The following is a 13,176-nucleotide window of genomic DNA, read 5'->3' as shown; positions in this document are numbered from 1 at the left end:
CCGATCCGCCCGGCATGTGAATCGCTAGCGAGTATGGACCGCTAGCCCCGCACCCGGTCACCGAACGCGAATCCGATCGCCACGACCAGCACCCACACCGGCCCCGTGAAGCCGGCCATGTACTGCAGCGGAGACACGCCGAACAGCGCGGTGAGCCCGCCGAGCACCAGCGACGTCCAGCCGATCCAGCGCGGTCCCGCGCCGTGGCGCAGCATCCCCGATGCCACCGCGAGCGCACTGACACCGACACCCGCCCACAGCCACGGGATGGTGCCCATCCAGTGCGCCCCGACGACCGCGTACTCGGGAACCACCTCGTCGAGGTGACCGAGTCCGAAGATCAGTTCGGTGGTGAAACCGGTCCCGAGCAGACACGCGGCACTGGTGAGGACCAGCCCGCCCCCGGCTACCGCGGGCAGCAGCGTGCCCTCGGGCAGACGATCGGACAGCCGGCGCGCCAGTCCGGCGGCGAACACCAGCATCAACAGCGCCGCGATCATCAACGACACGTGCATCACGACGACGGCGGTGCGCTGGTCGGCCAGGCGGTTCGCGATCGCCACCGCGTCACCGGCCACGCCCTCCGCGTAGGCCGCGTCGATGAATCCGCTGGCCTGGATACCGATCACACCGGCAAGCCCGGCCACCACGCCGACGTACGCCCACGTCCGGGGCCGGTGTCCGGCAGCGGCCGGTTCCCCGGCGGGCGACAACTCCGATATCTCGACTGCACTCACGGGCTGCTCCTGCGGGTCGCGGTGCGCCCACCCGGTCGGGCGACGTCACCGGAACACGGTCACCGCGTTCGCCAGTCAGGCTCCGACGCCCGGCATCCCGGGCACCAGGGACTGCTGTCCCGAGTACCCGGGACAGCAGTCAGCGCGGGCCGTACCCCAGTTCCGCTGCGGTCTGCCGGGCGGCGTCCGTGACCGGCACCGCGTACGCGGCCGTCCCGTAGGCACAGATCTCGGACCAGTTGCCTCCCAGGTCGGAGGTTTCGAAGCGCATCGCGACGATGACGTTCCCGCCCCGCTGGGCTGCCTCGGCGACGAGACGGCTCATCGCCTCGTTCCGACTCTCGGTGAGGTTCTTGGTCATTCCCTGCAATTCGCCGCCGACGAGGGATTTGAGGCCCGCGCCGATCTGCGACCCGATGTTCCGGGACCGGACGGTCAGTCCGAACACCTCGCCGATCACCCGCTGGATCTCCCAGCCGGGAATGTCGTTAGTCGTCACAACAAGCATGACGACGAGATTAGAGGACCGAACACAAGATCCGGAGAACGCGAGTTCGATCCACATCGCGCGGAAAACCACCGCCGACCGGCGGCCGGCCCTTTCCACGCGCCTGCCGGCGGCGTTCAATTGGCTCATACACCCGTGACACGCCCTTTCGACCACGGGTTTGGAGGTAGCAGCGATGTCGAAGCCGGCCGACGGACTCGCGTCGAGAGACTGGGACGAGGTCTCCCAGGCGGTCGCGGACGCCTACTTCCCGCACACCCTCACGCCCAGTACCCGCTTCCCCGCGGCGAACGTCTCGCTACGCAAAACCGGAACCGGTCCCGTCCGCATCGCCCGCCTCGCGTGGGGCGCCGACGTGTCGGTGCAGTCCGAGCACCCTGGTGCCTACGGCGTGAACATACCGCTCACCGGTCGGCTGGACTCGGTGGTGGGCGGCAAGAAGGTGTCGTCGCTGCCGGGCACTGCGACCGTGTGCCCGCCGGATGTCACGACGCTGATGCCGCACTGGACGTCGTCGTGTGAAATCATCGGCGTCCGTTTCGATCACGAGTACCTGCAACGCGAGATGCACCGCATCCTGGGGCGTGCCGGTCGGCCGCTGCCGAGCCAGGTGAACCTGTCCACGTCCGCCGGGACGACGTGGCTTCGATTCGTGGAATCGCTGTCCGATCAGATGGACGGACCGCGGTGCCTGTTGCACAACGATCTGGTGGCGAGCCAGATCCTGAGCGCTGTCACCACCGCGTTCGTCCTCGCGGCCGTGCCTGACGACGCGGAGGGAACCGCCGCGACGCGGCCGCGGATCGTCAAGCGGGTGATCGACGCCCTGCACGACGACCCGGCCCACGCTTGGACCGCCGCGGAGATGGCCGAGAAGGCGGGGGTGAGCGTGCGGCGACTGCAGGAGGGTTTCCGGCAGTACGTGGACCGCAGTCCCACCGAGTACCTCACCGACATCCGTCTGGTCCGGGCCCGCGACGACCTGCACGCGGCCGGACCCGGTGACACCGTCGCCGCCGTCGCGCTGCGGTGGGGGTTCGCCCATTCGGGCCGCTTCGCCGCGGCCTATCGCACCCGTTTCGGCACGTCGCCCTCCGCGGCGCTCCGCAGTTCCTGATCCGCCCACCCGAAGGAATCATCGTGATCGTCGTGTCCCGCTTCACCACCCGTGTGCCCGCCGCCGCTCCCCCTGCCTCCCCGGACCCCGGCGGCCCACTGATTCTGACCGGCCGCGTCGTCGACGATGACGGACGGCCGGTCCCCGGTGCCACGGTCCAGGTCCGCCGCAGCGACGGATCCGGCGGTGCGCACGCCGGTTCGACGGTGGCCCGGGTGACGACCGACACCGACGGCCGTTACGCGATCTCGACGATCACTCCTGTGCCCTACCAGATTCCGACGGACGGCCCTACCGGGTGGTTCATCGTGAACGAGAAGTGGAGTCCGTGGCGGCCGGCGCACCTCCACGTCACGGTGCGGTCTCCGCACACGCGCACCGCGACAGCCAGGCTGTACTTCCGACGGGACGCGTGGATCCGGCACGACGCACCCGAGTCCGCGATCCTCGACCCCCGTCCGGGCGTTGACGGGATCGACAGGGCGGTCTACGATTTCGCGCTCACAATCGAGCCGTGTCGTCCTGCGGTCGAGGTTCGCTGATCCGCCCTTCGGCACCGCCGTCCTGCGTACGCTGACTCGGTACCCCACGCCCGAGGAGCAGTACATGACGGTCACGATCCACGAGGCCTCCGAGGTCACCGACGAGCTGGTACAGGCGTGCACGATGCTCATACCGCAACTGTCGACGTCGGCACCGCCGATCACCGCGGCGTACCTCGAGCAGGTCGTGGGCTGCCCCACCAATACCCTCTTCGTCGCCAGGCTGGACGGCTGCATCGTCGGAACGCTGACCCTGGTCGTGTTCCCCATCCCTACCGGCAATCGGGCCTGGATCGAGGACGTCGTGGTCGACGCCGCCGCGCAAGGACGCCGGGTAGGAGCCGCACTCACCCGAGCCGCCCTCGCCCGCGCCGACGAACTCGGCGCCCGCACAGTCGATCTGACGTCCCGCGACTCGCGCGTCGCCGCGAACCGGCTCTACCTGAAGCTCGGATTCGTCCCGCGCGAATCCAACCTGCTGCGTTTCTCGATGGTCGAGACGCCGCGAGGATGACTCGCTCGACTTCCTGGTAGCGGCGGATCGGGGGACGCATCCGACCGGGTGCATAGTCGCGTGGGACCCACGTATGGTGGCGACGCCCAATTCAGACAAACATTTGTTGGGAAGCCTCCCGTTCAGCGGGACACACCTGCTAGCGTGTCGGACTTGATCACAGTTTTCCCGCCTCCGCCGGTCCGACCAGGGGTGCGGAAGTTGTTTGGAGGTGTCGATGACAGTCGTCGAGTCCGGCGATGCCGTCGCAACCCCGCGCCGAGATCTGCCACCGTCGATGATCGAGCGCATGACCCTGGTCCTCAGCGCATTCGACAGTCGGACCTCGCGCCTGACGCTGGAGGAGGTGACGTACCGAGCGCAGCTTCCGCGCTCGACGGTGCACCGCATCCTCCTGCAGCTGGTGCGGTTGAACTGGGTCGAGCACGCTTCTTTCGGCTACTGCCTCGGCCGCCGAGCGCTCGGACTCGCCGGCGGCGACGGCGGCCACAGCGAAATCCGTGCTGCCGCAGCCCTGTTGTTGCACGAACTGCACATGCAGACCGGCATGGTGGTGCACCTGGCCGTCCTCGACGGAGCCGAAAGCGTCTACCTCGACAAGATCGGCGGTCGCTTCGCCTCGACCCTTCCGTCGCGAGTCGGCGGACGCGCCCCCGCGTACTCGACGGCGGGCGGCAAGTCGATGTTGGCGTGGCTCGACCCCGAGCGGGTCGACAGCCTGTACGAGCAGCGGCTGGCCCCCTGCACCGACCGAACCATCTCCGGCCTCTCGACGCTGCACCAGGAACTCAACCGCATCCGGCAGCGGCGCGGCATGGCATTCGAGAGCGGCGAGTCAGTTCGCGGAGTGGCCTGCGTCGGCGTCGCCGTCCGTGGACACGCGGGCCCGGTCGCCGCCATCTCGCTGTGCGGCGAGGCGCGTACGGCACCACTCGAGCGCGTGGCACCGCTGGTGGCGGACGCGGCGCGCGAGGTCTCCCGCACCCTTCACCCCGAACTCGGGCAGCCGCGCCGGGCACGGCGAGCAGCGAGCCCGCCCGCCGCCACGTGGTCGGCCGAGGCGATGGACCGACTGCTCGCCATCCAGAGCGGGCAGTGGATCTGAGTCGACGGCAACCGGGGGGGCAGGCTTCCTCGGACCCCGGGGATTGACTCTCCGCAAGGTCTTCGCCGGCACACTGCGCCCACCGGCCCCGCCCACCGACGCCGATCTCTCCCGGGCCCGTAGCCGCCGCCCCAGCGATCAGTCGAGCTTCCGGGCCCCGAGCACCTCGACGAGCATCTCGCCCGCCATCTCCTCGGGGTCGCGTCGGCTCGCCTGATCGACGGGCACCGCGGCCTCCGCCATCATCTCCGCCTCGTCCTCCGGCGTGGTGGGGGGAGGCGGCGCGTCGTAGTCGTAGTCCGCAGGCGGCGGCCCCGGATCGTCCGGGTAGTCCGGAGCCTCGGGCGGCGGGATGTCGTCGTCGCGGGGAGCCGCCGGTCGCTGCGGCGCAGCGGCCGGCGCCCGCCCCTGACTGGGACGCGAGAACTTGGGTGCTGCAGGAGCTTTCGCCTGCGGAGCCGCCTGAGTGGGCGCCTGCTGCACGGGCGCGGAACCGTGCTCGCACGTAACGTCCCATTCGCCGCCGAAAACGTCGTGCATCGCCGCACGGATCACCTCGGTATTGCGCGGTTCGGCGAGCCGCTTGACCAGCGGGACGGAGTCGTGTGCGAGGACCAGCCGATCACCGTCGATGCCGCGCACCGTGGCACCGGACAGCATCACCTCGACGGTGCGGCTCCGTTCCCGCACCTTGGCGCGCACCTCGGACCACACCGCGCGGACTGCGGCAGCATCCGGGCGGCCGGACGCAACCGGCGCCGCCGGAACGGGTTCCGGCTCGACAGCGGCCACAGGCTCCGGTTCCGGGGCGGGCGGGACCGGTGCAGGCGCCGGGGCCTGCCGGACCGGTTCGGGAGCCACCTGTTGCGGCGGCGCCTGGGGCGGGGTCGGCTCCGGCGCTGCCGGCGGCGGCGGAACCTCGACCGCGGGGCGCTCCGCCACCGGTTCGGGCTGTGGTTCCGGCTGCCGCTGTGGTTCCGGCTGCCGCTGTGGTTCCGGCTGCCGCTGTGGTTCCGGCTGAGCGGGCGGGGCAGACTCGGTCTCGCGACGCTGCGAGGGGCGCTGGTAGACGGGCCCGGACGGCGGCGGCTCGGTGGCGGCCGGGCGCGGCGCCGCAGCGGGTGCACCCGCGGGCGCACCGCCGGACGTCGGCGCGATCACGACGCCCTGCTCGATCCGCTCGAGTCGCTGCAGTACAGCCGATTCCGCGTCCGTCGCCGACGGCAGCAGCATCCGAGCACACATCACCTCGAGCAGCAGGCGCGGCGCCGTGGCACCGCGCATCTCGCCGAGACCGTCGTGCACCAGCTCCGCGTACCGGGCCAGGGTGGCGGGGCCGATTCGCTCGGCCTCCTCACGCATGCGGTCCAGCACGTCGCCGGGTGCGTCGACCAGCCCGCGTTCGGCGGCGTCCGGGACGGCCCGCATGAGGATCAGGTCGCGCAACCGCTCGAGCAGGTCGACGGCGAAGCGCCGGGGATCGTGCCCGGCGTCCATCACCTTGTCGACAGTCCCGAACAGCGCGGCGCCGTCGTTCGCGGCAAGCGCATCGACGGCCTCGTCGATGAGCGCGACGTCGGTGACGCCGAGCAGTGCCAGCGCCCGCGCGTAGGTGACGCCCTCCTCGCCGGCGCCGGCAAGGAGCTGGTCGAGCACGCTGAGCGAGTCACGCGGCGAGCCGCCACCGGCGCGGATGACGAGCGGGTACACCGCGTCCTCCACCGGGACGTGCTCCTGCGCGCAGATCTTCTCGAGCAGCCCGCGCATGGTCGACGGCGCGAGCAGCCGGAACGGGTAGTGGTGCGTGCGAGACCGGATGGTCGGCAGCACCTTCTCCGGCTCGGTGGTCGCGAAGATGAAGATGAGGTGCTCCGGCGGCTCCTCGACGATCTTGAGGAGCGCGTTGAACCCCGCCGTCGTGACCATGTGGGCCTCGTCGACGATGAACACCCGGTACCGCGACTCGGCCGGCGCGTAGAAAGCGCGATCGCGCAGCTCGCGGGTGTCCTCCACACCGCCGTGACTGGCGGCGTCGAGTTCGATCACGTCGAGGTTGCCGGCGCCGCCCGGGCCGAGCGCGATGCACGACGCGCACTCACCGCACGGCGTGGACGTGGGCCCCTGCACGCAGTTGAGCGAGCGCGCCAGGATGCGGGCCGACGACGTCTTGCCGCAGCCGCGCGGGCCCGAGAAGAGATAAGCGTGGTTGATGCGTCCGGCGTCGAGTGCGGTGCTCAGGGGCTCGGTGACGTGCTCCTGACCCACCACCTCCGCGAACGAAGCTGGTCGATATTTCCGGTACAGGGCCACGGCGAAAGACTACCGGCGACCGGCGACAGTCGGTCGCCGGAGTGACGACCCGCGCCGATCCCGGCCGGCGGGCGCCGAGAGATTTCCGAAACACAGAAGCAACACGAGCGTCCCGTCGTCGAAACTGCAGGACGCGATCGTCATTTCTCGCGTGCGGTGACACCCCGCCGGTGAGGAGAAGTTCACATGCTCGAGACGATCGATCCCGCGACGACCGCGTGGCTGCTGATCAGCACCGCGCTGGTTCTGCTGATGACGCCCGGCCTGGCCCTCTTCTACGGCGGCATGGTCCGCTCCAAGGGCGTCCTCAACATGATCATGATGAGTTTCATCTCGATCGCGCTGGTCACGGTGGTGTGGCTGGTCGCCGGCTACAGCCTGGCCTTCGGCGACGACCTCGGCGGCGGACTCATCGGCGGACTCGAACACCTCGGCATGGCCGGCATCACCCCGGACACCGCGCGCTCCGGCGTTCCCGAGTTCCTGTTCGCGACCTTCCAGCTGACGTTCGCAATCCTCACCGCCGCACTGATCAGCGGCGCAATCGCCGACCGCGCAAAGTTCTCGTCGTGGATGTTCTTCGTGCCGGTGTGGGCACTGCTGGTGTACGTGCCGGTCGCGCACTGGGTGTGGGGGCCGGACGGTTGGATCTCGAAGCTCGGTGTGCTCGACTACGCGGGCGGCCTGGTCGTCGAGATCGTCTCCGGCGCGTCCGCCCTGGCTCTGGCACTGGTGCTCGGCCCGCGGATCGGGTTCCGCAACGAGCCGATGCGCCCGCACAACCTGCCGATGGTGCTGCTCGGCGTCGGCCTGCTGTGGTTCGGCTGGTTCGGGTTCAATGCCGGCTCCGCGATGGCCGCCGACGGCACCGCCGCCGCGGTGTTCCTCAACACCCTGGTCGCCGGCTGCACCGGCCTGCTGGGCTGGCTGTTCGTCGAGCAGAAACGCGACGGCCACCCCACCACGTTCGGCGCCGCGTCGGGCGTCGTCGCCGGTCTCGTCGCGATCACCCCGTCGTGCGGGTGGGTCGGCATGGTCGGCGCCGCCGTCATCGGTGTCGTCGCCGGTGCCGTCTGCTCGTTCGCTGTGGGCTGGAAGTTCCGCTTCGGCTACGACGACTCGCTCGACGTCGTGGGCGTGCACCTGGTCGGCGGCGTCGTCGGCACCGTGCTCATCGGACTGCTGGCGTCGGAGGTCATGACCGGCGGAGTCGAGGGCCTCTTCTACGGCGGCGGATTCGCCCAACTCGGCAAGCAGGTGCTCGCGGTCGCCGTCGTCGGCCTCTACGCGTTCGGGGTCACGTACGGCGTGGGCAAGCTGATCGACCGGGTCGTCGGATTCCGCGTCAGCGCCGAACAGGAGACGTCCGGCATCGACCTCGCGCTGCACGCCGAGTCGGCCTACGAGCACGCGGTCCTCGCCCACGGCGCGCCCACCGGGCTGTTCGGGCGCGAGCACGAGCGGCCGCGGCCGGAGCCGGAGTCCGACGCAGTCTGACGAACTTCGGAGAAGCCTGAACGAATTTGACCCTGCACTGTTCCCGCTGAACGTATCTATCCCGAGCGGACCGAGGCACACGCGGATCAGGCCGGGTCCAGTGCGCGCCTCGGCAGGCAGTCAGGGGCTCCCGCGAGCGAACCTCGACATGTGACGGTATCCCACACCTGCTTACGCAAGGTGCCTGATCGAACACACTCAGCGATCTCTCAGTCCGAAAAGGCTATTGTGGACTCAGGCGGCCTGCTCACCATTACCGCACCAATCGATTTCTCCGAACGGAGTTCTTCATTCTCCCCAGAACCCGGCCGAGCTCGACGCAGCCGCTCGCCGCTGGTTCGATGATCGAATGACTGCGCCCAATTCTTTTGTGCAGCAACTACTTCTAACGAAAATTCGCCGAGAACAAGGACTCGCTACCTCGCTGCGAGCGCTTCCACCCGACGCCCTACGCAGCCGAGGCGCGGTGTCTCGTATCCCTGCGCCTGGTGAACTGCGTCGCCAGTTGACGCCGGCGAACCTATCGAGTCCAACGGAGGACCCCTGGTGGCCATCACCGACATAAACGAGTTCGCTCATCTCACCGCCGACGACATCGACGCCCTCGGGCGGGAACTGGACGAGATTCGGCGCGACGTCGAGGAGTCTCGTGGCATTCGCGATGCCCGCTACATTCGGCGAGTCATCGGCCTCCAGCGGGCCCTCGAATTGGGCGCGAGGGCGGTGTTGTTCGGCAGCCGCCGCCGGCCGGCGTGGGCGGTCGGGACCGCAATGCTCTCACTGGCGAAGATCATCGAGAACATGGAGCTCGGGCACAATGTGATGCACGGGCAGTGGGACTGGATGAACGATCCGGAGATCCACTCCACCACATGGGAATGGGATCAGACCGGGCCGTCGGAGCACTGGAAGCGTGCGCACAACTACGCCCACCACACCTTCACCAACATCGTCGGTATGGACGACGACGTCGGATTCGGGATCTTGCGGATGACCCGCGACGAGGAATGGCGTCCGATCAACCTACTGCAGCCGATTGCGAACGTGATCCTCGCCGCCACCTTCGAGTGGGGCATCGCCCTGCACGACCTCGAAGCGCAGCAAAAGCGTGAGGGCGTCGACCCCATGCAGTGGAACTCGGCGCCCAACAAACAGTTCGCGGTCAAGATCGTCCGACAGGTCGGCAAGGATTTTGTGCTGTTTCCGGCCCTCACGGGCCGGGCGTGGAAGCACACGCTGACCGCGAACGCGACCGCGAATCTCGTGCGGAATCTGTGGGCATACGCGGTGATCTTCTGCGGGCACTTCCCGGACGGCGCAGAGAAGTTCACCGCCGAGCAGTTCGAGACCGAGACACGCGGGCAGTGGTACCTGCGCCAGATGCTCGGCAGTGCCAACATCGACGGCGGCCCGATCATGGGATTCCTCACCGGAAATCTCAGCTACCAGATCGAGCACCACCTGTTCCCGGACCTGCCGTCGAACCGGTACTCCGAGATCGCCGAGCGGGTGCGGGCGCTGTGCACCCGATACGACCTGCCATATACGACGGGACCCTTGACCAGGCAATACCTGCTGACGCTGCGGACGATCCACAAGCTGGCGTTGCCAGACCGCTTCCTCGAGCGCACCTCCGACGACGCTCCCGAGACCTCGTCGGAACGCAAATTCCACACGAATGGTTCGCGAATCGCGGGGGCGCTGCGAATCGACGCCACCACCGGGCGCCGGCGCGGGCTGCTGTCGGCTCTGCGTGCACAGGCGGAGGCCCGCGTCGAAGCGCGCAGGTTCATGCGCGGAAGGCGAAGGAAGCCGGCCGGGCTGCCGATACCTCGGGCGAGCCGTACAGTGGGGACGGTGCCCGGGGCCCCTTCTCTGCCCCGACGATCTCTTCGCACCCAGGCCACCACTGGGTGACCGAATACCCGAGTCCGCCGCGCCACATCAGACGTCGCGGGTACGGACCAACGACATTTTCGCGGCGCGGCATCCCGACCGACCTGGAATCGGTCCCTCCGCGCTGTGCCGACAGACAGAAGGACACTTTGTGAACAGCACGCATGATCCGGTCAACGGACGACTCTTCTACGACCCGTGGGACACAGCAGACGGCGATTGCGGGATCAACCGCACTGCGGCCGAAGCACTCACCGACCGCATCCCTGCCGCTTCTCTCCCCATGCCGAGAAGCAGCGAGGAGATAAGTCGCGAACTCTTCAGCACTCGATAGTCCACTGCGACAACGTTTCCGAGGTTCCCGAACGCGTCCCCACGTTGGATCGCGGGTTCGGGTGCGGGACTTTCCATCGGATCTGTGGTTGACTGTGCTTGGTCGTAGTCTTTGTTCGCGTTTACCGCGCTCGCAAATTCTCTGTTGCGTGCGGTTGGATCTCCTGTCCTGGAAAATCTTCTCGTCATGCGATATCGGCCGGACTCTGCCCGTTTTCGGCAGAGCCGTACAGCAGGAGAAAAGGAAATACACATGGCAGAAGGCACCGTGAAGTGGTTCAACTCGGAGAAGGGGTTCGGCTTCATCGCACCTTCGGACGGTTCCGCTGACCTTTTCGTTCACTACTCGGAGATCCAGAGCGGCGGGTTCCGCAGCCTCGAAGAGAACCAGCACGTGCGGTTCGAGATCGGCCAGGGCGCCAAGGGCCCCCAGGCGACCGGTATCACCGTCATCTGATCCATCCCCGCTCGTCCCCCTCGCGGGGATGTGAGGCCACGTCGGGGCTCGCCCCTCCTATGCAAGGGGGCGAGCCCCGACGTGTTTCGTACACACGCCGGGTCACCATCCCGACGCGGACCCGTTCGGCGCGGAGCTACTGCTTATGGGTGAACGACCCCGTGCAAGTTCTCCGCAGCACGCGCCACCCTGGTCAACTCTGCCCGCGCGGACTTCATCGCAGCGGTGTGACTGAGTGGGACCGCCCGCACTGCATCATCCCCGACCGGTCGGCGGCGCCCCGTCCTGGTCACCCTCGCCCGCTCGTCCTCCACCCGCTGCCGATCCGCATACACGCGGCGCCAGAAGGCCGCATCGAGGGTGAGGGACATGGGTTCCATTCTGCCACTGCGCGGTTGACCGAAGCGAACTGGAGCAGCAATGTGTACGACTGCGTGCCCCGCGGAACAACCGCGGGCGCCGATGAGGGTGACGAGCTTCGCGTCGGGTTGCCCTTCGGCGACCCGGACGACATCGCACTCGAGTTCTTCGCACCGCCCGGCTGACGCGCCCGCTGCTCACACGTGGCGCTTCTCCCCGTACTGCGTCGCGATCGCCATCTCGATCACGGCCTGTAGGTCGTCGGGCGTGAGCGCGCGGGGCCGGCGCACCGCCGCGGCGCGGAGGTAGACCTCGCACAGCCACTCCAGCAGCACGATTCGGTCGAGCGCTTCGGTCGGCGACTGGCCCACCGCCACGGAGCCGTGGTGCGCCAGGATCGCCGCGTTGTGGTGCGCCAGCGCCTCGACCGTCGACGTGGCGAGTTGCTCACTCCCGAACGCCGCGAACGGCACCACCGGAATGGCACCACCGAGCAGCAGCTGCTGATAGTGCACCGGGGGCAGCTCGTCGGTCACCAACGACAGCGCAACGGTCGACGTCGAGTGCGCATGCACCACACTGCTATTCGAGGTCGACCGGTAGATGCCAAGGTGCATTTCGAGTTCGGTGGTCGGGCGCAACCCGCCCTCGATCACGTGGCCGTCCAGGTGCACGACGGTGACGTCGTCGACGGTCGCGTCGATCAGGTGCACCCCGCTCGCGGTGACCGCGACCGCGTCGCCGTCGCGGACACTGACGTTGCCGGCGCTCCCGAGCACCAGTCCGCGCGCCGCGACCTGCCGGGCGGTGTCGGCGACCGACGCGCGCAGCTCGGTGAACGCACCGGGGCTCGTCATCCGAGATCCTCGGCCGGGCTCCGTGCCGCGATGAAGGCGCGCACCGTGTCCGCGTCGTACGTCCCGTAGGCGCTGCCGAGCCCCTGCGCGGTGTGCGCGGCGGTGGCGTTGCCGAACTCGGCGGCGCCGACGACGTCGAGTCCGAGGGAGATGCCGCGCAGGAACCCGGCCGAGAACGCGTCACCGCACCCGCTGGTGTCGACGACGTCGACCGGGAACGCCTTCACCTCGGTGATGCCGTCCGCGGTGGCGACCACCGTCGGCTCCGCTCCTGCCGTGGCGACGACGCACCGGGCGCCCAGTTCCAGCAGGCGTTCGCAGCCCTCACGCAACGACGACGCCTCGGTCCAGCCGATCACCTGCTCGTCGTTGGGCAGCAGGTAGTCGATGTGCGGCAACGCCGCCCGGATGTAGTCGAGGACCCCGGGCAGGCCCTGCGCCAGGCTGTCCGCCGACGTGATCGCACCGTGCTGGTGTGCCCGCTCGAGGATCTGTGCACCGAGGTCGCCGCCGTAGAACTCCACCGCCCCCAGGTGCACGAAGTCGGCACCCGCCAGGTCCTCCCACGGAACATGCTCGCCGAGGAACTGATTCGCACCCACCACGTGCAGTGCGGGACGTGAGCCGTCCGGGCGGATGGGGAGTACCGAGGCCGACGTCTGCGCACCGGTGATCCGGTGCAGCAGTGAGGTATCGATGCCCTCGCGTTCGAGGAGCATGGTGAGCATCTCGCCCACCACGTCGTCGCCGATTGCCCCGGCGGCGCGCACCTGCACTCCCAGACGTGACAGGACGAGGCCCGTCCCACCCGCCGTTCCGGCCGGCGAGATCGCGATCTGTTCGACGAGGGCACCGCCCTGGCCCTCGGGAATGCTCTCCACCGGCCGGACCAGTGTGTCGAGCACATGCACGCCCAACATCATCGCCCGCACGGAATCTGCCG

Annotated in this window: 13 protein-coding genes; 8 read left to right on the top strand and 5 right to left on the bottom strand. The window is 68.8% G+C overall.

Annotated elements, in window-relative coordinates:
* Positions 1 to 41: 41 nt before the first annotated feature.
* Entirely contained in the window at positions 42 to 737 is a 696-nt protein-coding gene (locus A6I89_RS20210; RefSeq protein ID WP_022593638.1) for a hypothetical protein, read from the bottom strand.
* Positions 738 to 876: 139 nt separating this feature from the next.
* Complete coding sequence (locus tag A6I89_RS20205) at positions 877 to 1,245, bottom strand: YbjQ family protein (RefSeq protein WP_037084711.1); 369 nt, start codon at positions 1,243 to 1,245, stop codon at positions 877 to 879.
* A 175-nt stretch (positions 1,246 to 1,420) separates the two neighbouring features.
* Between A6I89_RS20205 and A6I89_RS20200 the strand changes: the two genes are divergently transcribed.
* From A6I89_RS20200 to A6I89_RS20185, 4 genes are all read left to right on the top strand, one after another.
* A complete protein-coding gene (locus A6I89_RS20200; RefSeq protein ID WP_022593633.1) occupies positions 1,421 to 2,362 on the top strand; it encodes an AraC family transcriptional regulator in 942 nt (313 codons plus the stop codon).
* 23 nt (positions 2,363 to 2,385) lie between these two features.
* Complete coding sequence (locus A6I89_RS20195) at positions 2,386 to 2,904, top strand: dioxygenase family protein (RefSeq protein WP_013414638.1); 519 nt, start codon at positions 2,386 to 2,388, stop codon at positions 2,902 to 2,904.
* Positions 2,905 to 2,968: 64 nt separating this feature from the next.
* Positions 2,969 to 3,418, top strand: coding sequence for a GNAT family N-acetyltransferase (locus tag A6I89_RS20190; protein WP_022593631.1), 450 nt, complete (start codon positions 2,969 to 2,971; stop codon positions 3,416 to 3,418).
* Positions 3,419 to 3,635: 217 nt separating this feature from the next.
* Positions 3,636 to 4,523, top strand: coding sequence for an IclR family transcriptional regulator (locus A6I89_RS20185; RefSeq protein WP_044990353.1), 888 nt, complete (start codon positions 3,636 to 3,638; stop codon positions 4,521 to 4,523).
* A gap of 138 nt (positions 4,524 to 4,661) precedes the next feature.
* Here A6I89_RS20185 and A6I89_RS20180 read toward each other — a convergent pair whose 3' ends face one another.
* A complete protein-coding gene (locus A6I89_RS20180) occupies positions 4,662 to 6,833 on the bottom strand; it encodes a DNA polymerase III subunit gamma and tau (protein WP_013414635.1) in 2,172 nt (723 codons plus the stop codon).
* A 186-nt stretch (positions 6,834 to 7,019) separates the two neighbouring features.
* Between A6I89_RS20180 and A6I89_RS20175 the strand changes: the two genes are divergently transcribed.
* The 4 genes from A6I89_RS20175 to A6I89_RS24720 all read left to right on the top strand — a co-directional run bounded on the left by A6I89_RS20175 (position 7,020) and on the right by A6I89_RS24720 (position 11,561).
* Entirely contained in the window at positions 7,020 to 8,330 is a 1,311-nt protein-coding gene (locus tag A6I89_RS20175) for an ammonium transporter (RefSeq protein ID WP_005516109.1), read from the top strand.
* 546 nt (positions 8,331 to 8,876) lie between these two features.
* Positions 8,877 to 10,247, top strand: coding sequence for a fatty acid desaturase family protein (locus A6I89_RS20170; protein WP_022593626.1), 1,371 nt, complete (start codon positions 8,877 to 8,879; stop codon positions 10,245 to 10,247).
* 565 nt (positions 10,248 to 10,812) lie between these two features.
* Positions 10,813 to 11,016 (top strand): cold-shock protein, encoded by a 204-nt coding sequence (locus tag A6I89_RS20165; protein WP_005516111.1) that lies wholly within the window; start codon positions 10,813 to 10,815, stop codon positions 11,014 to 11,016.
* Between the two features lie 395 nt (positions 11,017 to 11,411).
* On the top strand, positions 11,412 to 11,561 hold the full coding sequence (locus A6I89_RS24720) for a hypothetical protein (RefSeq protein WP_157349020.1): 150 nt from the start codon (positions 11,412 to 11,414) through the stop codon (positions 11,559 to 11,561).
* Positions 11,562 to 11,573: 12 nt separating this feature from the next.
* Here A6I89_RS24720 and A6I89_RS20155 read toward each other — a convergent pair whose 3' ends face one another.
* Entirely contained in the window at positions 11,574 to 12,233 is a 660-nt protein-coding gene (locus tag A6I89_RS20155) for a class II aldolase/adducin family protein (protein ID WP_022593623.1), read from the bottom strand.
* Complete coding sequence (locus A6I89_RS20150) at positions 12,230 to 13,156, bottom strand: carbohydrate kinase family protein (protein ID WP_044990340.1); 927 nt, start codon at positions 13,154 to 13,156, stop codon at positions 12,230 to 12,232. The genes A6I89_RS20155 and A6I89_RS20150 overlap by 4 nt, the downstream gene beginning before the upstream one ends.
* Between the last annotated feature and the right edge of the window lie 20 nt (positions 13,157 to 13,176).

The sequence above is a fragment of the Prescottella equi genome, assembly GCF_002094305.1.
Lineage (GTDB): Bacteria > Actinomycetota > Actinomycetes > Mycobacteriales > Mycobacteriaceae > Prescottella > Prescottella equi.
This window is presented reverse-complemented; position numbering and strand designations above follow the sequence as displayed.

What these genes read in the sequence shown, in the direction of transcription:
- A6I89_RS20205 (WP_037084711.1), bottom strand. Translation starts at nt 1,245, where the DNA reads ATGCTTGTTGTGACGACTAACGACATTCCCGGCTGGGAGATCCAGCGG.
- A6I89_RS20200 (WP_022593633.1), top strand. Translation starts at nt 1,421, where the DNA reads ATGTCGAAGCCGGCCGACGGACTCGCGTCGAGAGACTGGGACGAGGTC.
- A6I89_RS20190 (WP_022593631.1), top strand. Translation starts at nt 2,969, where the DNA reads ATGACGGTCACGATCCACGAGGCCTCCGAGGTCACCGACGAGCTGGTA.
- A6I89_RS20185 (WP_044990353.1), top strand. Translation starts at nt 3,636, where the DNA reads ATGACAGTCGTCGAGTCCGGCGATGCCGTCGCAACCCCGCGCCGAGAT.
- A6I89_RS20175 (WP_005516109.1), top strand. Translation starts at nt 7,020, where the DNA reads ATGCTCGAGACGATCGATCCCGCGACGACCGCGTGGCTGCTGATCAGC.
- A6I89_RS20165 (WP_005516111.1), top strand. Translation starts at nt 10,813, where the DNA reads ATGGCAGAAGGCACCGTGAAGTGGTTCAACTCGGAGAAGGGGTTCGGC.
- A6I89_RS20155 (WP_022593623.1), bottom strand. Translation starts at nt 12,233, where the DNA reads ATGACGAGCCCCGGTGCGTTCACCGAGCTGCGCGCGTCGGTCGCCGAC.
- A6I89_RS20150 (WP_044990340.1), bottom strand. Translation starts at nt 13,156, where the DNA reads ATGATGTTGGGCGTGCATGTGCTCGACACACTGGTCCGGCCGGTGGAG.